At 43.8% G+C, this 25,457-nt stretch carries 26 protein-coding genes and 3 pseudogenes; 7 read left to right on the plus strand and 22 right to left on the minus strand.

The window, feature by feature from the left end; genetic code table 11:
• Window positions 1–6: 6 nt before the first annotated feature.
• Window positions 7–639, minus strand: a complete 633-nt coding sequence (locus tag OKX00_RS17700) for an SDR family oxidoreductase (protein WP_265408254.1) — start codon at window positions 637–639, stop codon at window positions 7–9.
• Window positions 640–846: 207 nt separating this feature from the next.
• Between OKX00_RS17700 and OKX00_RS17705 the strand changes: the two genes are divergently transcribed.
• A complete protein-coding gene (locus OKX00_RS17705) occupies window positions 847–1,068 on the plus strand; it encodes a hypothetical protein (RefSeq protein WP_062236130.1) in 222 nt (73 codons plus the stop codon).
• A gap of 142 nt (window positions 1,069–1,210) precedes the next feature.
• On the opposite strand, the gene helD is transcribed toward OKX00_RS17705, so the two are convergent.
• The 4 genes from helD to OKX00_RS17725 form a co-directional block, all read right to left on the minus strand.
• Window positions 1,211–3,559 carry an RNA polymerase recycling motor HelD gene (gene helD, locus OKX00_RS17710; protein WP_265408256.1) on the minus strand — a complete coding sequence of 783 codons (2,349 nt, stop codon included), beginning with the start codon at window positions 3,557–3,559 and terminating at the stop codon, window positions 1,211–1,213.
• A 657-nt stretch (window positions 3,560–4,216) separates the two neighbouring features.
• Entirely contained in the window at window positions 4,217–4,753 is a 537-nt protein-coding gene (locus OKX00_RS17715; RefSeq protein WP_265408258.1) for an N-acetyltransferase, read from the minus strand.
• A gap of 116 nt (window positions 4,754–4,869) precedes the next feature.
• Window positions 4,870–5,115, minus strand: a complete 246-nt coding sequence (locus OKX00_RS17720) for a DUF3949 domain-containing protein (protein ID WP_053355338.1) — start codon at window positions 5,113–5,115, stop codon at window positions 4,870–4,872.
• A gap of 60 nt (window positions 5,116–5,175) precedes the next feature.
• Window positions 5,176–6,828, minus strand: a complete 1,653-nt coding sequence (locus OKX00_RS17725) for a sensor domain-containing diguanylate cyclase (RefSeq protein ID WP_265408260.1) — start codon at window positions 6,826–6,828, stop codon at window positions 5,176–5,178.
• A 171-nt stretch (window positions 6,829–6,999) separates the two neighbouring features.
• Between OKX00_RS17725 and OKX00_RS17730 the strand changes: the two genes are divergently transcribed.
• The 3 genes from OKX00_RS17730 (at window position 7,000) to OKX00_RS17740 (ending at window position 8,422) form a co-directional block, all read left to right on the plus strand.
• Complete coding sequence (locus tag OKX00_RS17730; RefSeq protein ID WP_265408261.1) at window positions 7,000–7,185, plus strand: hypothetical protein; 186 nt, start codon at window positions 7,000–7,002, stop codon at window positions 7,183–7,185.
• Between the two features lie 5 nt (window positions 7,186–7,190).
• Entirely contained in the window at window positions 7,191–8,018 is an 828-nt protein-coding gene (locus OKX00_RS17735; RefSeq protein WP_265408262.1) for a serine/threonine protein kinase, read from the plus strand.
• Between the two features lie 98 nt (window positions 8,019–8,116).
• Complete coding sequence (locus OKX00_RS17740; RefSeq protein WP_265408263.1) at window positions 8,117–8,422, plus strand: hypothetical protein; 306 nt, start codon at window positions 8,117–8,119, stop codon at window positions 8,420–8,422.
• Here OKX00_RS17740 and OKX00_RS17745 read toward each other — a convergent pair.
• Window positions 8,409–9,092: a Dph6-related ATP pyrophosphatase gene (locus OKX00_RS17745; RefSeq protein ID WP_265408264.1), complete on the minus strand. Its 684-nt coding sequence runs from the start codon at window positions 9,090–9,092 to the stop codon at window positions 8,409–8,411. The two genes, OKX00_RS17740 and OKX00_RS17745, sit on opposite strands and share 14 nt — an antisense overlap.
• A gap of 92 nt (window positions 9,093–9,184) precedes the next feature.
• Between OKX00_RS17745 and OKX00_RS17750 the strand changes: the two genes are divergently transcribed.
• On the plus strand, window positions 9,185–9,637 hold the full coding sequence (locus OKX00_RS17750; protein WP_265408265.1) for an HIT family protein: 453 nt from the start codon (window positions 9,185–9,187) through the stop codon (window positions 9,635–9,637).
• On the plus strand, window positions 9,634–10,473 hold the full coding sequence (locus OKX00_RS17755) for a PP2C family serine/threonine-protein phosphatase (RefSeq protein ID WP_265408266.1): 840 nt from the start codon (window positions 9,634–9,636) through the stop codon (window positions 10,471–10,473). Before OKX00_RS17750 ends, OKX00_RS17755 begins: the two co-directional genes overlap by 4 nt.
• Window positions 10,474–10,539: 66 nt before the next feature.
• Here OKX00_RS17755 and OKX00_RS17760 read toward each other — a convergent pair.
• From OKX00_RS17760 to OKX00_RS17815, 13 genes and pseudogenes are all read right to left on the minus strand, one after another.
• Window positions 10,540–11,965: pseudogene (locus tag OKX00_RS17760) on the minus strand (MDR family MFS transporter).
• A 351-nt stretch (window positions 11,966–12,316) separates the two neighbouring features.
• Window positions 12,317–12,862: an Ltp family lipoprotein gene (locus tag OKX00_RS17765; protein WP_265408267.1), complete on the minus strand. Its 546-nt coding sequence runs from the start codon at window positions 12,860–12,862 to the stop codon at window positions 12,317–12,319.
• Between the two features lie 972 nt (window positions 12,863–13,834).
• A pseudogene (locus OKX00_RS23400) lies at window positions 13,835–13,912 on the minus strand (multidrug MFS transporter); the annotation flags it as partial.
• Window positions 13,913–14,141: 229 nt separating this feature from the next.
• A complete protein-coding gene (locus OKX00_RS17770) occupies window positions 14,142–14,900 on the minus strand; it encodes an ABC transporter permease (protein ID WP_265408268.1) in 759 nt (252 codons plus the stop codon).
• Window positions 14,901–14,902: 2 nt separating this feature from the next.
• Window positions 14,903–15,664 carry an ABC transporter ATP-binding protein gene (locus tag OKX00_RS17775; RefSeq protein ID WP_265408269.1) on the minus strand — a complete coding sequence of 254 codons (762 nt, stop codon included), beginning with the start codon at window positions 15,662–15,664 and terminating at the stop codon, window positions 14,903–14,905.
• 13 nt (window positions 15,665–15,677) lie between these two features.
• Window positions 15,678–15,875: pseudogene (locus tag OKX00_RS17780) on the minus strand (pentapeptide repeat-containing protein); the annotation flags it as partial.
• 85 nt (window positions 15,876–15,960) lie between these two features.
• The gene (locus tag OKX00_RS17785; RefSeq protein WP_265408271.1) at window positions 15,961–16,671 is read right to left on the minus strand and encodes a bactofilin family protein; all 711 of its coding nucleotides are present in this window, start codon (window positions 16,669–16,671) and stop codon (window positions 15,961–15,963) included.
• Between the two features lie 23 nt (window positions 16,672–16,694).
• Complete coding sequence (locus tag OKX00_RS17790; RefSeq protein WP_265408272.1) at window positions 16,695–17,417, minus strand: polymer-forming cytoskeletal protein; 723 nt, start codon at window positions 17,415–17,417, stop codon at window positions 16,695–16,697.
• 12 nt (window positions 17,418–17,429) lie between these two features.
• Window positions 17,430–18,053, minus strand: a complete 624-nt coding sequence (locus OKX00_RS17795) for a YhbD family protein (protein ID WP_265408273.1) — start codon at window positions 18,051–18,053, stop codon at window positions 17,430–17,432.
• Between the two features lie 206 nt (window positions 18,054–18,259).
• Window positions 18,260–18,736, minus strand: coding sequence for a hypothetical protein (locus tag OKX00_RS17800; RefSeq protein ID WP_265408274.1), 477 nt, complete (start codon window positions 18,734–18,736; stop codon window positions 18,260–18,262).
• A 25-nt stretch (window positions 18,737–18,761) separates the two neighbouring features.
• Window positions 18,762–19,607, minus strand: a complete 846-nt coding sequence (locus OKX00_RS17805) for an STAS domain-containing protein (RefSeq protein ID WP_265408275.1) — start codon at window positions 19,605–19,607, stop codon at window positions 18,762–18,764.
• Between the two features lie 185 nt (window positions 19,608–19,792).
• Window positions 19,793–20,998, minus strand: a complete 1,206-nt coding sequence (locus OKX00_RS17810) for a M20 family metallopeptidase (protein WP_322114328.1) — start codon at window positions 20,996–20,998, stop codon at window positions 19,793–19,795.
• Window positions 20,974–21,333, minus strand: a complete 360-nt coding sequence (locus OKX00_RS17815) for a pyroglutamyl-peptidase I (protein WP_265408276.1) — start codon at window positions 21,331–21,333, stop codon at window positions 20,974–20,976. The genes OKX00_RS17810 and OKX00_RS17815 overlap by 25 nt, the downstream gene beginning before the upstream one ends.
• 138 nt (window positions 21,334–21,471) lie before the next feature.
• Here OKX00_RS17815 and OKX00_RS17820 point away from each other — a divergent pair, with 138 nt between their 5' ends.
• Entirely contained in the window at window positions 21,472–21,711 is a 240-nt protein-coding gene (locus OKX00_RS17820) for an amidohydrolase family protein (RefSeq protein WP_265408277.1), read from the plus strand.
• Here OKX00_RS17820 and msrA read toward each other — a convergent pair.
• The 3 genes from msrA to OKX00_RS17835 all read right to left on the minus strand — a co-directional run bounded on the left by msrA (window position 21,677) and on the right by OKX00_RS17835 (window position 25,350).
• Complete coding sequence (msrA, locus tag OKX00_RS17825) at window positions 21,677–22,222, minus strand: peptide-methionine (S)-S-oxide reductase MsrA (protein WP_265408278.1); 546 nt, start codon at window positions 22,220–22,222, stop codon at window positions 21,677–21,679. The genes OKX00_RS17820 and msrA overlap by 35 nt on opposite strands.
• 452 nt (window positions 22,223–22,674) lie before the next feature.
• A complete protein-coding gene (locus OKX00_RS17830; protein WP_265408279.1) occupies window positions 22,675–23,505 on the minus strand; it encodes an aldo/keto reductase in 831 nt (276 codons plus the stop codon).
• Window positions 23,506–23,673: 168 nt separating this feature from the next.
• Complete coding sequence (locus OKX00_RS17835) at window positions 23,674–25,350, minus strand: methyl-accepting chemotaxis protein (RefSeq protein ID WP_265408280.1); 1,677 nt, start codon at window positions 25,348–25,350, stop codon at window positions 23,674–23,676.
• Window positions 25,351–25,457: the final 107 nt, after the last annotated feature.

Genomic DNA, 25,457 nt, shown 5'->3' on the forward strand with positions numbered 1-25,457 from the left:
TGAATTTTACAGTGATTTTAAAGCATCATCTACTTGCTGATCACCCTCAAGAATTTCAAAGATTTTATGATTTGCATTTTCAAGATCCAGGGATGCTACTATCACTTTGGCTACATCGGCGCGGGCAATACTCCCACTCCCCAAGTTCCGACCAATATTAATTTTGCCTGTTCCTTGTTCATCGGTGAGCGCACCTGGCCTGACGATCGTATAATGGAGCCTGCTGGATTCAAGCCGGTCATCCGCTTCACCTTTCATCTCTAAATAATGCTGCAGCTCTTCCGGTCCTTTCTCTGGAGTTCCTGCTCCCATGCTGCTCAGCATAATAAACCTTCTCACCTTTTGTTTTTCAGCTTCTTCCATTATGTTGATCGCACCATCCCGATCAACTGCTTCCGTTTTATCCGGACCCGTTTTCGAACCGGAACCAGCTGCAAAAATAACCGCATCACAGCCTTTTACTGCTTCAGAGACATCTCCTTCGAGATCAGCGAGCACGATTTCGGCTCCTAGATTTTCCAGATCAGGGCCCTGTTCCTTCTTCCTGACCATCGCCTTGGCTTCATGTCCTGCTTTTTTTAGTTCCTGCAGAATTAATCTTCCTGTTGTTCCGTTTGCTCCTGCGACTAATACTTTCATTTTTACAGCTCCCTTCCCGCTTACTATTAACGATACTTACCCTCTTTAAACCTAACTCAGTCTGTATTTTTCTCATTTTCAAACTTTTTGCAGAATTTTCGATATAAAAAGATAAATTATTACAAATAAATTTCTTTTTGCCTCTATAAGAGTAAAATGCTAGAATTGTGGTATAAACATATATATCCATACGGAGGTGGTCCCGTCATGGTTTCGTTAGTCAATCACGTTTGCCGGCAGCGTTCCTGGTCAGTTGGACAGAAAGAGATTTTAGGTAAAGAGTTTGAATCTGTAGTAGGGGCTTTGCAGAACTGCCATGAAAATGAAGCAGTCGTATGCAGAGTCGATGACGATTCCGTCTGCGTTACAAATATCGACAATATTCACGAGCTTGAGGAAATTGGCTATAAGGTCGTAGCTACCAATTAACACACCCGAACAGGGTGTGTTTTTTTGTTTAAGCTTGGCATCCAAGCAAAAAGGGGCTGCCTGAAGGTCAATTTTCGACTTTCTGGACAGCCCCTCATGATGTTGGAAAACTGCTCAGGCAGGTTTCAAGGCAGGTTTTTTGTTAATTTTCTCTCACAAAGGAATCTTGAGGAACCGCAGTGATGAACGGAGAAATCGCTCCGCGGGAAAACAGATACAGTTCGTGCATGGCACGGGTACACACCGTATAAAACAGCCTGCGATCACTTTCTTTGCCGTATTGCAAATTTGACGCATTGTATACCAGAACCGCATCGAACTCGATCCCTTTAGCAAGATAAGATGGAATGATCAGCGTATCCTGCTTGAAAGAAAAAGAATCTTTCTTCATGAGTTCTACATGAACCTGGTCTTTCAGGCTTTCGTAAGCTTCCTCACATTCTTTCGCGGTCTTGCATATCACAGCGATCGTCTTTAAATGTTTATCCTGCAGTTTACGGATCGTGCCTGCAATGGCTCGAGTATGGTCCTCTTTCTTTTCGTACTGTTTCAGCACCGGCTTTTCTCCATCACGGTTAAAGGGAATGATGGATTCCTTCTCATTTAGCATTTCCCGTGTAAATTCAACGATCTGTCTTGTGGAACGATAGCTTCGCGTTAAAATAATGCGTTCTGTATGGTCTTTTCCATAACGCTCATACAGCATCTGAAACGCATCACCCGTGGAATGGGCATAAATCGATTGATTGAGATCACCCAAAACGGTCATTTTGCTTCGTGGAAACAGGCGCTGAATGAAGGCAAACTGAAACGGAGAATAGTCCTGTGCCTCATCTATAAATACATGGCGTACTGCCGTATTGGTCTGAAACCCTTCCAGCCGTTCTTTTAAATATAAGTAAGGAGTTGCATCCTCATATAAAAGTTCTCCATTGCTTAATGTTTCAGCAGTCAGCCTGGAGATTTCTTTCCAGCTGCCAGGAAGCAGATACTTCTCCTCCCTCTCCCAGGATAACCCCTCGCCTGTAAACAGCCTCATGTACAGCGCCTTAAGATTAATGAACGTTAAGGACTTGATCCTCTTTTTCAATGGCTTAAATGCTTTGGAAACCACATACGCCGATAACAGTCTCTGCTCCTGTTCAAAATCATTAAACGAATCTTCCGTGTATTGCTTTTTCTTCATTAGTTTTTGATAGAGCCTGACGTACACTTCTTTATCGAGCAGCTGTATTTTTTCTTCCACCCACGGTTCTTTCCGTTCGGTCTTTTCCCGTTTCCTGACCTCACTCACGAGCCATTCGGATACGAGCTTCATGCGGTTCGGAATGGAAACCGAAGAGGAGTAAGAATAGAATTTTTCTTTGATCTGTTCTGCTGAGACCAAGACTCTCCCTCTAAATGAAACAGATTTAAAGAGCATATCCTCATTGCGCAGATGAGTGATATACGCTTCAATCACGTTCATGAAATCAAGCGACGCTTTAAAACGGATGCCCTCCAGCCTGACTTTGTGATCCGGATGGTCATCCTCAGTAAGTACGGCCTCCATCTGTTCCAACGGATCTTCAAGATCGTAGGAATCACCAAGATGGTGATACACATATTGCTGAAACGTCGTCTGCAGCATATTTTCTTCACCCAGCTCAGGCAAAACGTTTGAGACATAGCTGTTGAACACGTTGTTGGGAGAAAAGAGTACGATCTGGTTGGCCGAAAGTGTTTCTCTGTATCGATATAAGAGGTAAGCGACACGCTGAAGGGCCGCTGACGTTTTTCCGCACCCGGCAGCTCCTTGAACAATCAGAAGGTTCCCCTTCGTATTCCGGATAATTTGGTTCTGTTCTTTTTGGATAGTGGCCACGATGCTTTTCATCTGAGGATTAGCCTGCCGGCTCAGTACTTCCTGCAGCAATTCATCGCCAATGGTCACACCCGTATCAAACATACTCTTGATCTGGGCATTCCGGATGATATATTGCCGTTTCAGCTCCATCTCTCCTGAAACGGTACCTTCTGGCGCCTCGTATTCCGCTCTGCCAAGTGAATGATCATAGTATAGACTGGAGATGGGCGCCCTCCAGTCATATACTAGAAATTCATCTGCCTTTTCATCATAAAACGAAGCGATTCCGAGATAAATTCGATCTGTCTTGGCATCCTTCACTTCTTTAAAATCTATTCTTCCGAAGTAAGGGGAGTCACTCAGTTTTACAAGGCTTTTTTTCTGGTCTTCAGCGTTTTTATGGCTGCGTTCCAATTCAGACAGCAATTCTGCCTGCTGCTTAATACTGGCTGCGGTTTCTGCCGCCTCATGCGCATCATCAAAATTGACGGTCACATCTTCCCAGAAGTCTTTTCTGATCTGGACCACATCTTCTTTTTTCCCGCCAAGATGCTCCTCAAGAACATTCATTTTCTTTTTTACTTGATCAACAACCGAATTAACGCGTTCCTGTTCTCTTTGCCATTCTGTTTCCCACTGGTTCATAACCCCTCTCCTTTATCTGCAAATTTCCATGCTAAAATTCTTGACAAAACAACCACTTACCTATTATAATAAATTTGGGTAAATTTAATCTTATATTAACAATTTCCGGTAAGTCGCAAACTTCATTTTAGCACACCGGCTGTACGTCAAGCAATGCTTTTTCTAAATAATTGAGTAAATAAAACTGCTAAAGAGCCATGGGAACGTTCCTGGCTCTTTTTTTGTGTCAACTCCTTTGTTTACCTCCTCAGCACCTCTTGTAATCTAGTACCATTTAGGCAATACCTATGGTCCATTGAGTGCCTGAAAGATTATGAATATACTTAATTTGCCAAATAAATATAAGAAAATTACAGGAGGGGACGACAATGATAAGGGATAATTTTAAACGCTGGCTTCCGCTGGCCTTGGTAACTGCTGTCGGGCTTGGAGGCCTCAAGCGCTGGAACTCTTACGCAGCAACACGCTTTTTGTGTTGAGGCGAAAGAGTGAAGCGACCAAAGACGAATTGTGATTTTTCATTTCGTCCTCCGAGGACTTATGTTGAAAACGGTACTTCCGTTTTCAACCCCGGGCGCTGGAGCTAGACATTACAACCATGAATATTCGAAGAGTAAAACGCCCCGCGATGCTTCGCCGGGCGTTTTTGCTTTTCTTTTATTGTTTCGGCTTGTCATAGATGTTAAAGCCGCTTTCACTTGTTCCGCGAAACGTAAAGCCAGCACCGCTGTATAACCGGTTTAAGCTTTCATTGGTGGCAATGCAGTCCAGGCGGATGACGGATTTTCCGTTAAACGAAATGCCATTCGTTACCCAGTCCAGGATATCCGCTCCCAAATTTTTTCCAGCGGTGTTTCGGTCAATCGCCAGACGGTGAAGGTAGATCGCTTCCTCAAGATCATCTCCCCAAAGCTCAAGATCCCAAGCACTCGCCTTCTGAGGGAGCATGACCGCCCCTACCATTTTATTTTCTTTATTTTTAAAAACAAACACGTCCCCGTCTAAAATGGATTGAGCCATTCCATGAACATCTTTGCCCTCAAGCAGTTCATTCCACTGCGTGGACCCTTTGCTCTGAAGCCATTGTGCGGTCCGGACAAGCAATGCCATAACTTCCTCTGTATCCCCTGCAGCAGCCTGGAACGCCCGGACTTCATGATTGACTGCTGGAATTGTAATGTTAAAATTCTTCAAGCTGATCCTCCTCATTCGCATTCCTTTTTAAATTATCAACGATTCGTTAAAAAAACAACTAAATGACATAGGAAAAGCAGCAGCGCTTTTTAATAAGCACCGCTGCTTTTAGAACATTATCGATGTTTCAATTTATAAATCAGGCTGGCGACAAGAGCAGACGGCAGATTAAAAAGGTTGCCCTGCACATGATAATGAAGCTGCTCTTCCTGTACTGGCATTTGATCATACATTTCCTGCTGGCTTAACGAAGTGTTTCGGCTTCGCTCTTTCATCCCGGAAATATAGGAATATTGAATAGGAATCATAATGATAAAATACAGAATGGCAATAGCTCCGAAAAAGATATACGCAGATGTCATGAAACCCCTCCTCTTTTTCCATATTATAACATCTGTTTCTTTTCAGTACATTTTCTTTTCTTATTGCACGGCTTGTATTGATGGAAGATCGATAAAATTAACTTGGTTTTTACCTGATTTTTTTGAAAGATATAACGCCTGATCCGCCAGCTTCATCACATCTTCAATATCTTCACCGTTCATGGGCCAAACTGCACCGCCAATGCTGCAGCCGATTGTTAAACTGTTTCCATTGAACATAAAACGTTCATTAAGCACACTGATAGTCCTGCTCCCGATCCGCTTCCCTTCCTCAATCGGTTCACCTGATGAAGATTCGATGAGAAGAACAAATTCATCTCCTCCCAATCTGGCGACATACTCACCTTTCCTCAGGCTCCGTTTTAACCGTTTTCCTACCTCCTTCAGAAGTTCATCGCCAATATGATGGCCGTATGTATCATTGACATACTTAAAGCCATCTAAATCCATAAACAGAAGAGTGAAATACCCGTCAGCAACCACCCTTGCCCTCCGGATAGCCTGTTCAACCTGCAAATAAAGGGAGAGGCGGTTCGGCAGTCCAGTCAATGCATCGTTATGCGCCAGATCTTCCATTCTGCCAAGCTCTGATTCTGTTTCACTTAATGAAGCAACAAGATTTCGAAGGGAAGACGAAAGAACCTCGATGTCCTTTATCCCTCTCACTTGCGGAATCTCTACTTTATTTCCTTTACGAAGTTCATAGGCTGCGTTTGTAATTTGCTGCAGCGGACCTGCAATTTTCCCTGCGAGCAGCCAGCCGGCAATTGCGAACAGCACTGAACAAATACCTCCAAAAAACAAGATAAAGGACTGGAGGTTTTTTGCAGGAATAAATGCAGCATCTTCCGACTGCCTGACAATGATAGCCCAACCGAGGCCTTGATAGTCCAAATGACCCTGTCCCAATGCATAACCGGTTAAATAAGTTTTTCCATCCGGCCATCTTTCAAGGTTCCAATGATTTTTCTTTTGCTGTGCCTGTTTTACACTTTTAAGATGCAATGGTTTTCCAAGCAAATGCTTTGGACCGAGAAGGATCGTGTTCTGTTTGGCGCTGACAATGAAAATTTCAGTACTGCCCCTCTCACTTTTCATGGGCTGCAATACAGTATCCCGGATCTCTTTTGACCACTCCCAGCTCAGGTGTGCGGCCAAAACCCCTTTGAAATCGCCGTTTTTCCCATATACAGGTGTGCTGATATCCACGAACTGCATCGGCTCACCGGACGGATTAGGAAGCAGCTTTGCCAGAAGAACCGCATCATGGACATCTCCTATGAAAGGTGCCTTTTTCGCTCGCTGGAATACAGGGCGTTCCTCAATGTTTTTACCTTTTAAAATTCCTTGTGTGGATGCGATGACATTTCCTTTTTTATCGGTCAGACCAATCCATGAAAACGAGGGAATGCTGTCATGCAGACGATTTAGCATTTTTTCAATGCTTTCCGGGTGCTTCTGTTCTTTAAGCTGATCGAGTTCACTCAGCACTTTAATCTCACCATAACGCGACCACATAAAGTAATCCAGCTTATCAGCCATCTGATAGGCGTTCTGTGACAGCGTTACTCCAATTTCCTTTTTAATATCAGCTCCTGACCTCTTGCTGATGGTGATGCTTAAAATTCCCGACAAAATAAAAATCAAAATAGCAATTGTTAGTGCGACTAGTGTTCTTAGCTTAATAGACAACTTGGTTTGCTCACTTTCTACAACAAGTAAAATACTATTCTAATATCGGCAGAAAATCTTTTTGTTGCAGTTTCTTTACGTAATTTCTATGGATTAGCCCACAGCAAATTTGGACAAAAATGAAACTAAACTGAAGTAGATCCGTATAGTTAGGAAAGGAGTTGATTTTTCATGTTAAAAAAATTATTGAAATCATTACTTGGCGGAAGCCACAAACGATACAGCAGCAGTGATTATCATAAACATTCATATAAGAAGTTCAGCAGCAGCGACCATGCGAAAAAACATTACGGAAAAAGCCATGGTCATTCTTATTACAAAGGAAAACGCAGAAAAAGCGGCTTCTTCAGCAGCTGATATCCATGATGTTTCATTGGGCAAAGGATCTGTATCGGCTGATCCTAGACCGGCCGCTTAAGCCGGGCACTATCCTATTTGACCGTTATCGAATCAATAAAATGCTAGGCATGGGGAGCTACGGAATAACGTATACAGCTTTAGATAAGGATTCCGGAAAAACAGTGGCGGTTAAGCAGCTGAGGAAAACAAAGGCTTGGACAAAAGCTGGCCGGCAATTATTTAATCGGGAGACGAGAATTCATAAGCAGCTAAAATGTCCTTCCATCCCTTCTGTTCATCAAGCAGGGCAGGATAAACGGGGCCGGTTCATTGTTATGGATTATGTTTCCGGAAAAACGTTTGAGGATTTAATTTTTGAAGAGGGCATTCGCTATACGGAGGTGGAAGCTCTTGCCGTTTTGAAAGAGGTGCTGATCATTATCAGTTCCTTCCATGAAAAAGGAATCGTTCATCGGGATCTCCGTATTCCCAATATTATTTCGGACCATGGAAAACTGCACATTATCGATTTCGGTCTTGCTTGCAGGCTTTACAGAAAACAAGAACACCATAATCAGCGCAAGACAGTTAATAATCTGATGCGAGAGGTATCTGTCGAAAGTGACTTTTATGCTCTTGGCCACTTTCTCCTGTTTCTGCTCTATTCGAATTATGAACCTGATACAAAGAAAGAAAAAAGCTGGGAGGAAGAGCTTACATTGTCTCCGGAAGTCCACAGACTGATAAGAAGACTGCTTCAGATCGACGAGAGCTTCAGGTCTGCAGTAGAAATCATTGATGAAATAAGCTTTCTGCAGCCAGAAAACAATCGTGAAGTGAAAACGATATAAATAAAGGAGAACTGGTCTCAGTTCTCCTTTTCTCTCTGTTCACTTTCTTCAAACCCTTGAATAATTTAGTGTGACGTTTAAATGACAGGAGGGTTCATATGCTTCCTCTTTTTGATGATCAGCACCATCATTGCGGATGGCTTGATCATGGGAGAATACTTGATTTATGCGGGCGAGTTGCCGTAGCTGTGCCGGCTGTACCAGGGGTCCCTGCTGTTCCTGCGGTGCCTTTCACGACGGCTCCTCATCCTCCCGTGCCATTATCCCTTTCTTCTCCTTATTCATTTCCGCATTATTCACCACCGTACTATTCACCCTACCCATCTCCTTACTCCTACTCCATCTCCTATCCGTTTCCGCCATGGCCGCCATTATCCTTTCCAGGCTGGCTCACTCCCTATTGATTGCTGCTGATTGCAATGAGAGCTCCATTCGCTTTGTTGTTTCGAGTTCTACGATTTCACCCGATGTTACGGGAATGGCACGGCGAAACAGCGGTCCACTGTATACGTAACTGTGGTATTCGCCCGCCTCCCCCATCGGACAGATGCCGGTTTCTTGAATATCGTTTAAGAACGAAGCGTCTATTTCTCTTCCCAGCCACTTCTCTTCAAGATGCGCGTTGGATACTCTAATAATTTTCGCTTTATATTCAGACTCAACGAAATTTTTTAATGCTGAAGGTGCTTCTTCTTTTTTCATCCATAGCGGGTAAACGGCTTCGAGACCCGTTTGTTCGGCAACGTTTTCGCCCCATTGTCTGTGTTCATCCAAATACAGGTCACCGAAAGCCACTCCATCCAATTTGTATTTTTGTTTGAAGGATTTTAGCTCTGATATAAAATTAGCTGTGTATGACTCGAAAGAACACGGAATCCATTCAAGCGGAATGCTGAGTGCATCAGCCTGGGCCTGAATGAGTTCTGTTCTCTCTCCATGTCCAAACGTTCGGCCGATTTCTTTCGGAAGGGTCGTCATTAGACATGCCACTTCTTCTCCTTGTTTCACAAGCTGATCAAGCACCATGCACGCATCCTTTCCTCCACTCCATGAGAGCGCCCATCTTTTAGCCATAATGATTCCTCCTCTATTATTTGGAAAACTATTCCTTAATCAACTGATATCGTATATAATTTGAAAAAAATCTAAAAAGGGGGCTGTCCTGTATGAGTGATTCCTGTTTTATATGCAACAAGCACGAAGGTACGATAAACACAGCCGGAAAAATGATTTTCGAAGATGATTATGTATACATCGGACATATCGATAAAGGCTGCAACCCGGCTTATCTCGGCTATGTCATGATTGATTTAAAGCGCCATGTGCCTACATTGGCTGATATGAACCTGGAAGAAGCAAAGTCTTTTGGGATGGCCATGGCAAGGATAAGCAAAGCCCTCAAAAAAAGCGAAGGAGCCGAACACATTTACGCCCGTGTTTCCGGACATGGTGTTCCTCATCTTCACATGCATCTTACTCCCCGCTATCCCGGCACACCTGAAGAGTACTGGGGACCATGGGAAGTATTAGACTGGGAGAACGCTCAGTACGGCACCGGAGAAGAAGTCGATGCGGTGTGCGAGAGGCTGAGAGCACATATGGAGATGGATGGATTATGAAAAAGTTAATGAATGAAATAAACTGGGTCGGCAGCTCTCATACTTATATTGATCAGCCTGATATCTCTTCCCTTCATCATATCACGGTCGGAAGATATGGTGGAAACTCTCTTTCCGGTGCCAATAAGAATGAAGACGGATGCCTGGTATGGGCTTGCGAAAAGGGAGATTGGGAGTTTGCCGTCATCCTGGATGCCCATTATAGTGCAGAGAGTGCCCAGCTTGTCGTTGAAGAGCTGGAAGCTGAAAAAGAGCGGTTGCTTGAAGCGGTCAGACTTCAGGCACCTGATTGTTTTACAGAGGTGGAGTCACGCATAGTTTCGTTGTTTAAGAGCGCTGAATTTCGCGCGAAGTGCCAAAGGGTAAAAGGTGAAACCGCCTGCCTGATCGCGTTCCGCAAAGAGAATTATGTGTGGTGGTTTTCAATCGGCGATTGCGTGCTCTATCTGTGCCATCCTGAACTTGCGGACTTTAAGCAGTATCAATTGAATCAGCGGAACTTTTATGAGTGGGTCGGGAAGGAAAATACGTTTGAATTGCCTGTTCCTAGTTACAGCTCAGGTGTGCGTGAGCTTCGCAAAGGAAAAACCGTACTGCTTCTTGCTACTGATGGGATGGTTGAGTGCCCTGATGCAGGATTTGAGGATGCGGAGAAGGTGTATCGTCAGTTTGCTGATGACAGCATGGTGGAGGAAGGTGTACAGCGGCTTCTGCAGACCGTTGAAACTCATCATGGCCGCGACAGTGCCACATTAATAGCCTGGACAGTACATAACACAGAAGAAGGAAGCGAACCGAGCGACGGGCGTGTCCCGCCGGAGCTGAGAAAAGAATAAAAGAACGTAAAAAACGCGAAAACGCGGTGCCGAATAGTTTGGCATCGCGTTTTTTTATTTCGGGTGTCAGGCACCTTCTTTTGACACTTGTGTAATGACGGTGCCTGGCACCGTCATTCGTTCCTTGCTCATGAGGAAGACAAACAGGAAGGCAACCGCTGCCGGAATGAGTGCCCACATGAAGGTATGGACGATGGAGTCGGACAAGGCGGCAGTGATCTTTTCCAGTATTGGCGCCGGAATCGCCGCCCTCGCCTGTTCAGAAAGAATCTGACGGGCATCGCCTGCTCCGCTGCCCGGCATCGTTCCTCCCATTCCTTTAAATGTTTCCTTGAGCAGTGATGCCAGGTCCCTCCTCTGAATCGTACCGAAGATGGTAATTCCGAGCGTCATGCCGAGTGAACGGATAAAGTTGCTCGTTGATGTAGCGGATCCCCTCTGATGCATGCCGAAATTATGGATAGCGGCCATGCTGAGAACCGAGAAGGAGACTCCTACTCCAAGACCGACGACGATCATGTACAGCGTTAGTACCAGTCTGCTTGTATCCGGCGTGATCGTGCTCAATAAAGCAAATCCAGCAATCATGAAAGGAACATGATGCTGCGATAACTCATTTTAGAAGTAAGGAAACCTCCGACCTGTGCTGTAACCACAGAACCCAGCATCATCGGCAGCAGGAACAGCCCTGAGTTGGTCGCTGTTCCACCGTACACGTCATGAACAAAAATAGGAATATAAACGGTAGCAGCCATGAAAGTAGCACCATAAAAGAACGCGACAACAGTGCACCCCGCAAACAAGCGGTTCTGAAACATTTTAAAGGAGATGATCGGTTCTTCCGCTTTTCGTTCACCCCCAGGAACAGCAGGAACAGGATAGTAAAGCCGGCAAACAGACTGATGATCTGCCAAGAGTCCCAATCAAACTTCTGACCGCCGAGCTCCAGCGCAAACATAAGGCAAACAACTGCTCCAATCAGCGTAACAGCTCCGAGCCAGTCAATTTTTTGCTTCGTATGAACGTGTGATTCTTTGTAGAATAAGCCAACGAATACTAACGCAAGGATTCCGAGCGGCAGGTTAATGTAGAAAACCCAATGCCAGCTGATGTTATCGGTGATATAAGCTCCCAAAAGGGGACCGAAAATGCTGGAAAGCCCGAAGACCGCTCCAAACAGTCCGCCCATCTTTCCTCGCTTTTCTGGAGGAAAGATATCAAAAACAATGGTAAACGCTATCGTAATCAAAGCTCCTCCGCCAATCCCCTGAATCGCCCGGTAGATGCCGAGCTGAAGAATGCTGTCGGCCGTTCCGCATAGTGAGGAACCTGCCATAAACAGGATCAGTCCAAAAATAAAGAATCGTTTTCTGCCGTACATATCCGACAGCTTCCCGAAGATCGGCATTCCTGCCATTTCAGCTACCATGTAAGCAGAGACAACCCAGACAAAGCTTTCAAGGCCGCCCAGATCACCCACGATCGTTCCCATCGCAGTAACAACAATCGTGTTATCCAAGGTTTCTTATAACTGCAACCATAAACCCTTATATATCAAGGCTTTTCCCCTTAAATTATTATGTACACGTGTAATTAAAGCTGTGTCTGTGATACATTGTTCCAAACTCCTTGCAGAAGGCTTCCGTCAACTCTTAAAGCTTATCCTTTATATCGGAATCTATACGGAATGAGAGGTGTGAACGGTAGCACTAAGGCTATATAGGATAGGGTTATATAACAGGGTGGGTGTATGGCTTATGGCTACAATTGTCATACAGTTAGACACCGCAACCCACCCCTCTTCTGGACATAAAAAAAGAAGCCCCGAAGGACTCCTTATTATTTATAGACCTACTTTATCAACACCGTAAGTCGCTTGTTCAGTTGTATATCCGTCAAACTTTAATTGTTGAATTAAGCCACTTCTTGAAAATGAAGTAGTGTCGAGATATTCTTTTGCTGATTTTGCGGCTTGTTCATTCCAGTTTACTTCAATGTGATTTATCGCAAAAGTTGCATCAGCATTTGAAAACTTGTCAAACTCTAATTGCTTAATAAGTCCAGTTTTAGAGAAAGCCATAGTGCCAATATAATCCTTAGCTGATTGAATTGCATTCTCTTGTGATAAGGTCATTTCAGGTTTTTTAGGTTCTTCCTTCTTAACCTCTTTCTTTGGTTCAGCTTTAGCTTCTTCCTTTTTAGGTGCATCAGCAGTAACCTTTTCACTGGAAGGTGAAGCACTTGCAGTCTCGGTTTTACCAGTGTCAGTTGTTGAAGCAGTATCATCTCCTCCACCCATATTAGCAGCGATGATTACGACAAAGATTACTAACACCCAGAACCAGACCCTTTTAAAAATAGGTTTCTTAACTTTTTCCTTTTTTGCCATTATCCCTAAAATCTCCCTTTTATTTAATTTTATCACCAAAGCGAATTGTAACACGAATGAAATATTATTGGAATATATTTTCTTGAAACTTTTACACTAAAATTATTTTTTAGGGTAGGATTTTATGCCTATTTTATTATTAGTTTCGGTAAGTTTATTTTCAGGAAAAATTTTCGGATTTCAGCACCCTATTTTTTTGAAGTGTCTAAAACTGATAAAAAAGTAAAAAAGCCTAGCCCATTACAGGCTAAGCAAATTTACCGCAAGGTCTATGAGTGCTATCACTAGCATCCAGTCCACCTTACTTGAAATCTCGAATGAAAACTTGATTCCCATTTGAATCACCCTTTAGAAGGGGTTGGATTACCGCCAAAGGCAGAACCCGCTTCTTGCTACTTGCCCCTACATATTACCATATTATTACTTTAATTGTAAATAAAGGAAAAGAAAATAGCCCGTAGGACAGTCTTTGTCTTTTTTATTGAATGGGTTCATGTTAACGGTGATGTAATGAGTTAGGGTAACTCAGGGTTACCTAAGCTTTATGTAAAGTTTAATGACAAGAGGAATTCGGGCAATTTATATTTGGAGAAAAATAATTCTAAACCCCGATTTAGAAAATGAAAATATTATATACACTGATACCGAGTGTGGAAAAGACCTCCATTTTAAAGCTATCCCTACCCGTTGACTGGATGTTCAGACTAGTTTGTTAATGATAAGTGTTATTTAAATATAATTTATTTATTGTTCAACTGTGGTGATGCAATGGTTAATGATAATGATGTGGTGATGATGATGATGCAATGGTTAATGATAGCGATGTGTGATGTACAGTGTGTGATGTACAGTGTGTGATGTGAACGGTAGCACTAAGGCTATATAGGATAGGGTTATATAACAGGGTGGGTGTATGGCTTATGGGTAAGTTATCAGACAGTTATTAATATACATGGGTATGCATGATGCGTTGGTATTATCCATCGATGCCATCAGGATGGCAAGCAGCAGTCCCGCTACTACAAATCCTAACCTGCTCCTTTTTTTGACTCATTTTAATTCTCCCTATACACGTTTTAATTTTTCCAATCCCTTATAAAACCCGGCCTTATTGTTATATGCCGCCGAATGTGCTTCCTGAACCATTCCTTGTGTGGTGCCTTTATTGCGATTGATAATTCTGCCCTGTTAAGACCTCTGAAATGAGTGCTAGTATTTTATTTTTTATATCATTTCACTGTAGCTGTACCTCTGCTAAACTATTTTTCCATTACATTCTTCATACCCGCTTATTGTACGCCCTCATTGCAAAGACATAAGCCACAATCATAATTCCAACGCACCAAGCAAGAGCAATCCATATATCATTACCCACTGGCTGACTTGACAACAACGCACGAATGGATTCCACTATAGAGGTTACCGGCTGATTTTCGGCAAAGGCGCGAACTGCCGACGGCATCGACTCGGTTGGTACAAACGCTGAACTGATAAACGGCATGAAGATTAGAGGATAGGAAAAGGCGCTTACACCGTCCACCGATTTTGCGGACAGTCCGGCAATCGCCGCGATCCAGGTCAGGGTGAGCGTAAACAGCGCGAGTATACCGGCTACAGCGAGCCATGACAGCACCCCGGCCGATGATCGAAAGCCCATAATGAGCGCTACGAGAATGATTACGACTACAGAAATGGCATTGGATACCAGCGAGGTTAGCACGTGCCCCCACAACACGGTGGAACGTGCAATCGGCATGGAGTGGAACCTCTCAAATATGCCCCTTTGCTTATCTAAAAACAGGCGGTAAGCCGTATAAGATATACCACTCGCAATCGCTATCAGCAATATGCCGGGCATCAGGTAGTTCACATAATTATCCGTACCGGTTTGGATTGCACCACCAAACACATAGACGAACAGCAGCAATAATGCAATCGGCGTGATGCTGACCGTAATGATGGTGTCCATACTTCGCAAAATATGGCGCATGGAACGTCCAAGCATAACACCCATGTCGCTGAAAAAATGTGTATTCATTTTTACTTTTCCTCCTTTTTATTGATAATTGCGAGGAAGATCTCTTCCAATGAAGGCTGTTTTTCCACATATTCCACTTTTGCGGGCGGGAACAGCTTTTTCAGTTCCTGGAGCGTACCGCTGGCAATAATCCTGCCCTCATGCAAAATGGCAATTCTATCTGCAAGCTGTTCAGCCTCCTCCAAATACTGAGTGGTCAAGAATACAGTCGTACCGCTCTCAGCAAGTTCTTTGACTATCTTCCAAACCTCGATGCGCCCCTCGGGGTCCAGTCCGGTAGTCGGTTCGTCGAGGAAAATAATCTGCGGTTTTCCCACAAGGCTCATGGCGATATCGAGCCTGCGGCGCATGCCGCCTGAATAAGTAGACGTCCTGCGATCAGCGGCCTCCAGCAAACTGAACCGTTTTAGCAGCTCATCCGCTGCTTGGCGTGGATGTTTAAGGTGCCTCAGTTTGGCAATCATGATCAGATTTTCCCGCCCTGTCAAAACCTCATCCACAGCGGCGAATTGCCCGGTCAGGCTGATTGACTGCCGCACTTCATCGTCCTTTGACACAACCTCGAATCCGTTTACGAAGGCAGTCCCTCCATCCGGTTTCAGCAGCGTGGTGAGGATTTTGACAATCGTTGTCTTACCTGCACCGTTGGAGCCAAGCAGAGCAAAAATATCTCCCTTTTCCACCTCAAAATCTACACCCTTTAGGACCTGAAGCTTCTTGAAGGACTTTTGCAAACCTTTTACCTGAATGGACTTGTTTGGCATATTCTTCTCCTCCTTATCTAACAGTACCCTTTGATAAATCTGCTTCCTTGCCTTTTAGCGCTGCATAGGTCAGTTTATCCTTCATTGCACCATCAGAACAGATGGATTTAATAGCACGGTAATATTTCTTAGACAAGGTAATCCTCGAAATGAAAGACACATTTTTGAGTGTTGCGCCTCTAAACGAAACTTCTTTTATCGCTGCCTTTTCAAGGGTTCCCATACCCGCTTTTGACGGAGAAGCAGTTTCATTCATATAAATTCCTCCTGGCGACTGCCTTCAAATTTTTATCCTCTTAATCTATTTTCCGGTGTTCTTTAACCGACGATCCAGATAGAGCCTTAAACTCTTCATAGTACTCAACCAATCCAATTTCACAGCCAGAACCGATCCGTACGAATTTCCCCCGCACCACATCAGCCGTTGTATTTTCCAGAAAGATATCATCACCTTCAATGGTCTTGGCTTCAAGATATCCTTCATTTTTCATGAAAGGCAGGAAGGCGCCTTTCTTTTGGACACGAATTGTTTCTCCGCCCATCTCTTGAACATGGCTCGTGCTGTACCTCAGCTTGACGTCAATAACATCTGCATTCAGCAGGCCCGAAACCTCAAAAAGGCCGCTTGATACAAATTCCTCCGCTTCAAGATCCCCTTTAACAATTATACTACCCTTGAGGTCCACCTTATCCCCGGTAAATCTTCCGGCAACCTCCACTGTTCCTAGGATCTTTGTGTTTTCGATCTTTGCTGATTCTCCGATTGAAAGCGTTCCAAGTACTTTCATGTTTCGCGCGTCCAAATTCTTTTTTACTTCGGTCTCGCCAAAAATTTCAAAAACCTCCGCTTTGGCGTTCCCGGACACCTCACTCGATCCGTATGTTTTAAAAAGGGCACATTCAAAATCGTCAGTAATGGTTCCCTCTCCCATAATTTTCACTTTATTGTACAAGCCTCCCGATGCGCCTCCTGTACCGTTCATCATAAGGTTATTTGCTTTCGCCATTGTAATCCTCCTTCCGTTTGTGGCTATATTTTTTTGATTTCTCTTACCTTTGCGTTATCATCCTGATGGAGTGTCCCTTGGTATTCAACCAAATCAATTTCGCAATCAGGGCCGATCGTAACATTGTTCCCCCGAACGACATCCGCCTTTGTGCTTTCAAGCTCAAGGTCATCGCCTTCAATTAGTTTTACTGTCAGCTTGACAGGGAAAAAGGCTTTGAAAAGATGAAAGAAACGCCCCTTTTTTCCTTTTACTTTAATGGACTGGCCACCCATTTCGGTTACAGAGCTATCACCATAAAGTCTGATATCAATATGATCCGCACTCAAGAGGCCTCCGATGGTAAACTGGCCGTCCGCTTTAAAGGTTTCAGCTTCACAATCGTTTGCAATTGTTGCTTTTCCATTGATCTTGATTTCATCGGCTTTAAGGCTGCCCCCAATTTTTCCTGAACCTGATAATTTCATTTTGTTGGTTAGGCTGACGCTATCGGACACCGAGCCGTGCCCTTCAATGGCAAAATCGTTTCCCTCCACTGCGCCTTTAACTTTTCCGCTTCCACTGATTTTTGCATCTTGCATTTTCAAATGACCATGTACAGTTCCCGACCCATTGCACTCAAACCGGACACATTCAATACTGCCGTTCACTATGCCTCTGCCATTCAGTTTGACCTGCTCGAAATGTCCGCCATTCGATGATCCGTATCCATTGATGGTGAGATTTCCTTTGATCCCGCTTTGCATAATCATCCTCCATTACAAATTTGTTTTTAGCTCTTCTACACAGCTCGTTACGGAAAGCCTAACTGTCACTTTTGATCCCTGGTCAACCATTATACTTTCTGCTCCTGACAGCAGCAGGCATGAAGTAACGCCAAGCTTTCGGATAAACAAAAGTTCATATCTGCTCTTGCTGAGTGAACCTCGGGCTTCCTTTAGGACTTGAAGGAGCATCTTTCCTTCGTCGAGACTGATGTATCCGGAAGTCAGCAGCTTATCTAAGATAAACACTTCCAGCAGTTCATCAAACTGAAACTGCTCGATATTTCCATTTTCATTCAAATACAGATCAAGGGCCGCTTTCGAAACAATGTTTCGCTGCAGCAGTTCTTCTTTAGTGATTTTGGTTTCCGTTTTTACGGAAGGTGAGAACCGTTCAGCAAGTTCATCGAGCGAAAGCGTTTCCTTCATCGATTGAATCTTGTCGATCCGTTCCAGCACTTTATCCTTCGGGAAAAATGTTTCTTGCCCTGTAAACGTTGATTTACGCACAAACCACTCTTCAGGAATGAGGTTTTTCCTTTTCCAGCGGTACAGCTGTCCATAAGAAATTCCAGCCAAATCCAACAGGTCTTTTTTTGATATCAGTTCATTGATCAAGTTACCGGCTCCTTTCTCTTCTGATATCAATGTAACATAACACTGTTACGTTTGTAAATACAGTATATGTAAATTTATTTTATTGGTGCCAGGCACCGGCTTTTGACACTTGTGTAATCGCAGTGCCTGGCACCAAAAACAACAAAAAGCGGCAGAACATGATATTCTGCCGCTACCCTATTTTTTCATTAAGTTACAACTGTTCTTTAGCTTCCTGCTGCTTTGTTTTGCTCAAGAGCGGCTGGCTTGATCTGAATCTTTCTTCGGCCATCTTTTTCTTCTGGCACATCCAGCGTTGAAAGATTCCAGTGACCTGGCAGTGCGCCCTCCAGTTCTTTTACATCTTCCGCATTGATTTTCAGTGAAACAACTCCTTCTTCACTGACATCAAATCCATGGCCAGCCTTGAAACCAAAGCGTATCTTCAAATAGTTCCTCAATCCATTGATCGTCAGGAATTTAAATTCGTAGCCATGATAGATCGCTGCTTTTACTTCCTCTTCATGCTGTTCAGCATACGAAAACATGTACTCCCAATCCAAGTTTTCTCCCGCTGGCCGTAAGGATTTCACATCTTTTTCTTTCAGTGCGCGAAACAGTGTTTCGCTATCCAGCCCGGCTGCTCTGGAAAGTTCTATTCTTAGACCAGCAGGCATCGGCAGCCTGGATATTGTTTTTTTCAATGTGATACCCCCTACTAGAAATAATTTATGAATGCAGACCGTCTTTAAAATATTCGGCTAACGTTTGCTGAAGCGTACCTTTAGTTGCCGCGTGCTCATCAAACGAAACATCCAAATGAATCATTTTCCTGACGAGTTCCGCACGAAGACCCGTAATGACCGCCTCACATCCCATCAATGAAACGCCGCTCAGTACTCTTTGAAAATGGTGGATCACATCAATATCCATATCTGTAATGGCTGATAGATCCATAATTAACGTTCGTATTTTTAAATTCGAAATGTCCGTTAATACTTTTTCTTCAATGGTATGCACACGGTATACATCAATAACCCCGATTAAAGGAAGAACCGCTATATGAGGATTGATCGGTATAATAGGAACCGATAAATGCTCAACCATTTTTCGCTGAGCGTTGATTAATTCATCTTTATAAGCCGAATAGCTTATGAAAAAACTATTAAGAAATTTATCGATGCCGTCATTGATCCGCTTCTCCATCTGAAAAAACGTTTCTCTATAGTCTGAAATGCTGAGTCCAAATGTGTTCTGTTGATCATATTCAAACAGATAGTGCCACAGCGTCCTTCTAATTGCATGTACCCACTCCAGTTTAAGAGTAAGGGTTAAAGAATGCTTTGCCCAAGCCACCCCCTCTTGCTGAGCAAAGGAAGTAAGTTCAGTTTCTTTCCTTTCCACGACATACGTTACCAGCTTCTCAGCGTTTTTCAATAGATCAATATTTCCTGATTGTAAAATATCATTTATTTTCGCTGCGACTTCTACAGCCTCGGATAACAGCTTATTTTGAAAATCTTCTCTGTGCAGGATGATAAAGTCAGTAATCTTCTTTTGCTCATACTTTTCCATTAGTATTTTCTCCTTCCAAGGATAAGAAATGGTCTCTTTTCTCATTCTTGTAATATAAAAGTATTCCCTTTATTTTTGGGGCACACTTGCAAAAATTGTCTAAACGAAGAGGTGTCGCCTAAACATTTAAAAAGCTGGTCCGGCTTGTCGTTTTTGCCTGTGCGGAACCAGCTCTCGTTCTCTTTCTATTTTGTTACAGCAGCCTCTTCTTTCTTTGCTGCTTCCTTCAAAAAGGTCAATGATGCAGCTCCCAATGTATTGGCCGCGACGAGCATGGCTCTTTCATCAATGTTAAATTTCGGGTGATGATGAGGGTACGTTTCACTCTTGCTTTCATCCTGTGCACCTGTATAGAAGAACGTTCCCTTCACATGCTCCAGATAATAGGCGAAGTCCTCGCCGCCCATTTGCGGCTCACCTTCAACAACCTTTGTAACGCCAGGAACATCCTTTGCAATCCTTGCTATAAAATCAGTTTCTTCTTTATGGTTGACGACTGGTGGATATCCGCGCTTGTAGGACAGGCTATAGCCCGCATCAGCAGACATGCACGTTCCTTTCACAACTCGTTCAATTTCCCGCTCCATCAATGCCCTGACATCTTCTTTAAACGTACGGACAGTGCCTGTAATTTTAGCTGTATCCGCAATAACGTTAAAGGCGTTGATCGCTTCAAAAGCGCCAACTGACAGGACGGCTGCCTCCAGCGGATTGACCCGGCGGCTGACAAGCTGCTGCAAGTTCATAACAAGCTGTGAACCTATTACCACCGCATCTTTTGTAAGGTGAGGCTGTGCACCGTGGCCTCCTTTTCCTTGGATAACAATATCAAACTTATCGGCCGCTGCCATAAAAGGACCTATCCGGTGTTCAATGCAGCCGAACGGTGCAACCGCCCAGAGATGGGTGCCAAAAATAACGTCTACGCCATCCAGGCAACCATCCTCAATCATGGCAATCGCCCCTCCAGGAGCAAGTTCTTCCGCATGCTGATGTATAAAAACGATCGTTCCTTCGAGCTCATCCTTCAGGCTGTTCAGCACTTTAGCCAGGACAAGCAATGTGGCAGTATGACCATCATGTCCGCAGGCATGCATGACACCATCGACTTTCGATTTGTATTCCACATCATTTTCTTCTTGAATCGGCAGTGCATCAAAATCCGCACGAAGAGCTACCGTTTTGCCAGGCTTGCCGCCGCGAAGCACAGCAACGACTCCTCTTCCCCCGACATTTCTGCGTACTTCGTGTCCCAACGCTTCATGATAGGCTGCGATATATTTCGGTGTTTTTACTTCTTCAAACGAAAGCTCCGGATTTTCATGCAGATGCCGGCGGATCTTCACCATTTCTGGATACAATTCTTTTAATCGGTCATATAATTTTTCCACTTCTGCTCATCTCCCGTTATTTTTTTATCCAGTGAATCAATCACGACTTCAATAGCGTTCAGCAGTGTTTCCTTAGGCCATCCGGAAATGGACCGGTCGTTCACAGCAAGCTCATAGGACGGAGGAACATGAATGAAGCCAGCAGGTATATCGAGATTTGATTTTTCCAAGTGATGCAGCATACTGTACATGACATTATTACAAAGGTAGGCACCTGCAGTATTCGATAGTTCTGCAGGAATACCTCTTTTATTTAAAATTTTTGCAAATTTTCTGACGGGAAGAGTCGAAAAAATGGCAGCTGGTCCTCCATCGATAATCGGCATGCCAGACATCACATCTCCGCTATTATCGATTGGCCCGACATTCAGTAATGTAACGAGCGACCCGGTAACTCCTTATGTCGGGGCTATCGACAGCCTTATTTTAAGCGCTATTGCCGCGGTGAAACACGGCTTAAGCGAGGAAACCCCTTGAAGGCTATTACAATCAATGCCGCAAAACATTTGGGTGTCGATGAGAGGGTCGGTTCTCTTGAACCTGGCAAGGATGCCGACGTAGTGGTTTGGAGCGGAGATCCGTTCGATGCGCGGAGCACTGTTGAAAAGACGCTGATTAACGGAGAGACCATTTACGATTCAGGGATATCGCAAACAAATAAAAAAAGACAGCTGTCTATCAGCTGTCTTTCTTTGTCCAGTTTTCTTCAATAAAGGTGTCTCTTCCGGAATCTATGCGTTCCTGCTTATATTTCTCAGGGTTTTTCTTGTAGAAACCCTGATGATAGTCTTCTGCTGAATAAAATGCTGAAGCCGGCAGAATCTCCGTTACAATTGGCTTGTTGAAACGGCCGCTGCTGGCCACTTCTTGTTTTGAGCGCTCGGCTAGTTCCCGCTGTTCTTCATTATGGAAAAAAATTGCGGTTTTGTATTGGCTTCCTCTGTCAAAAAATTGTCCACCGTCATCGGTTGGATCGATTTGAGGCCAGTAAATGTCCAATAGCTTTTGATAAGGAAATAGAACGGGATCGAAGGTGATCTCAACCGCTTCATAATGGCCGGTGGTACCTTTTTTGATTTCTTCATATGCCGGATTCTCAACATGGCCTCCAGTATACCCTGAAATGATGCCGTGGATGCCCGGCAGTTCATCAAATGGCTTTACCATGCACCAGAAACAGCCTCCGGCAAACGTTGCTTTTTCAAGCTGATTAACTTCTTTCATTTTGCCTCCCCCATATTACATGATCAGTCTTTTCATCATATATGGTTGGAGCTAGAAAATCCATTAAAAAGGCCGGTTCTTCAACAGAACCAGCCTTATCTTTTTTTCGATTAATCATCGAGATAATCTTTGTGGTTTTTATTCCTTTTATTGCGTCTTGCTGAACGTACCACTAAAATGACAATGATGATAATGAGTAAGATACTAACGTTCAAGAATCCGCCTAAGAATAATAGTATGTCTTTTAACCAATCTGTTATTGATTCCATGCTGTCATTCACCTCTTATTTCTACATTACCCAGTTAAAGCCTAACTTAATCTTTAAGTGGCTTTCGTTTGGTTATTTATAGTTTTGGATACCCTGTCAGCGGAATTCTATTCAAAATCACGTCCATCCTTCATGAGAAAAAGCAAAAAACACCCAGCAATAAATCACTGGATGTTTGTATGGTCAGTCATAAAAATATAGGCCGGAATCAGGTCCGATTCTCCTGTTTTCATTCAAAAAGTGAATGTTCACCATATCTTCAATCGGCAGTTCAAAATCAAAAACATCAATATTTTGACGTATGCGGTGAGGTGTCGCTGATTTAGGAATGACAGGAATTCCGTTTTGAAGCGCCCACCTCAATACTACCTGAGCCGGAGTTTTCCCGTGTTTCTCTGCAATCTGCAGGATAAGGCTCTCATACAGAATCTCTCCCTGCATCAACGGGCTCCATGCTTCCACTTGAATATTGTTTTGATGGCAGAAATGCATCAACTTTTTCTGAGAGAGCCTCGGATGATACTCTACCTGGTTGACCTGAGGCTTAATCTCGCAATGCCTGATCAACTCTTCCAAATCTGATACACTAAAATTGGATACGCCAATTGCTCTTACATCTCCACGGTTGTATAGGATCTCGAGCGCTCTCCACGTTTCCTTGATCTGCCCTTTAACCGGCCAATGAATCATGTAGAGATCAATATAATCCACACCAAGTTTTCGCCGGCTCTCATCAAAGGCTGCAAGCGTATTATTGTATCCGTGGGACGCATTCCATAGTTTTGTTGTAATAAAAAGAAGTTCTCTTGAGACTGAACTTTTTTGTAAAGCGTTTCCAATTTCTGTTTCGTTTTGATAGATTGCAGCCGTATCTATGCTCCTGTACCCGGCATCAAGAGCGGCATGCACCGCTCGTTCAACCGCTTGCGGGTGCCGAAGCTTGCAGGTGCCCAGCCCGACCCAAGGCATGTTTACCCCGTTCGCAAGCACCGTTCCTTCATCCAGATGAATCATCTTCCTTCCCCCGTTTTTCATACTTTCTATACCTTATGCTGACAAACTGATTTTCATTTAAAAAAAAGATGAAAAAACGTAAACAAAACCGGCTGGCGTCCGATATTAAATACAAGTAACATCAATCTAAAAAAGGGACCCTCAGGGGTCCCTTTTTAATTGCTTCGTTCATATTTTAAACTTCGAGATCATACCCTGAAGCTCTTCTGCCATATAGGATAATGACTGTGCAGAAGCTGTTATTTCTTCCATGGAAGCAAGCTGCTCTTCCGTCGAAGCCGCGATGCTTTGTGCGCTTTCTGAAGATTCTTTGGCGCTTGCCGCCATCTCATCGGCTGATTGTGAAATAGAGCTAGAACCATTTGCCAGCAGCTGGATCGCGCCCGAAATTCCCATGATTTTTTCATTAACATCCATGACGGACTCTTGTATCAGATGGAATTGTTTTTCTGTTTCCTGGACAACCGTTAATCCCACTGAAACATTTTCTTTTACGTTCTCGATTGACTGGCTTGAAGCCCCAGTTTCATGCTGAATCTGTTCAATAAGACTCTTGATTTCTTGAGCCGATTGGCCGGATTGCTCGGCAAGCTTTCTTACTTCCTCGGCGACCACAGCAAACCCTCTTCCGCTTTCACCCGCCCGTGCAGCCTCAATGGATGCATTCAGAGCAAGAAGATTCGTTTGATTCGAGATATCGGTAATAATGGATACGATGTCTCCAATGGATTGTGACCGTCCTCTTAGTTCATCGATTCCCTCATGGGTAATGTTTACCGATTCTTCGATTTGTTTCATTTGTTCTACAGTTCGGCTTACGTATTTTTTTCCTTCTTCAGCCTGTCCAGAAGCGGTGCCTGTCAGTTCACCCGCATGGGAGGCATTCGCAGAAATAACGTCCAGCTGCTGAACAGTTTCCTCAATCATTTCTGCACTGCCAGCTGATTTCTCCATCTGGATATCTGCGCCTGTTGCGACTTGCTGAATGCTTTGTGCAATGTGCCCTGCCGCATGGCTATTTTGCTCCGCGCTTGCTGTCAGCTGCTGTGATGAAGCTGCTACTTGCGAGGTTGTTTCCGAGATTCGTAAAATCATGGACTGCAAACTTTCTGTAAATTGATCAAATGTGCCGGCGAGGACTCCGAGTTCGTCTTTCGTATCTAACTGGATTCGTCTGGTCAGATCCCCTTCTCCCTCTGCAATCTCTTTTAGATTACGATTAAGAAGATGAATGGGACGAATAATAGAACGGACAATCAGGGTGCCGAAGATTACGCTTCCGATCATCAGCAAAAGCAATAGACCTGAGAACACTGTATTTTGAATCATCATGGCTTTTTTGTTGTCTGCTTTTGCAGTGGCAATTTCTTTTTCAAGCTTTTTATCCAAGCCTTCAATGACCGGATTTAGTACTTCTTTGCGAATGTTCCGTTCATCGCCAAAGTGAACCGTCATCGCAAGTTCTTTTCCGCCGCCGTCATACGCTTTTATTGTTCGTTCACTGGAATTAAAATAACCGGTTAGACCCGCTTCCGATTTTTTGCGGATTTTTTCATCCAGCAGCGGCAGAAGCGGTTTGGCAAGGCTCACAATGCTCTTCTTTTTGTCTGCCATTTCAGCTGTGTATTTTTTGTCGCCGGTCAGCAAATACGCCCGCTCATCGTTGGAGTAGCCAGCAATGTAAAACTGCAGATCTTTTAAAGATGTCTGCAGATCCTGTTTGTCTTGCAGTTCCCCGCTCATCTGTTCCTGACTGTAGCTATGGAAGTATGAAAAACCTCCAGCTACAATCAGGGCAAAAATGGCCGTCCCGATTAGAATGAATAACTTGTTTCGTATTTTCATTAGATGCACCTCTTTATTTTAGCTACTCTCTATATCGGAAAATACAAAGTATTCTTTACCAGGCTTCAAAACATTTTCGAAGAAACCTGCTTTCGGCTATACTGATA

The sequence above is a fragment of the Fictibacillus sp. KU28468 genome (assembly GCF_026153615.1).
GTDB classification, from domain to species: Bacteria; Bacillota; Bacilli; order Bacillales; family Fictibacillaceae; genus Fictibacillus_C; species Fictibacillus_C marinisediminis.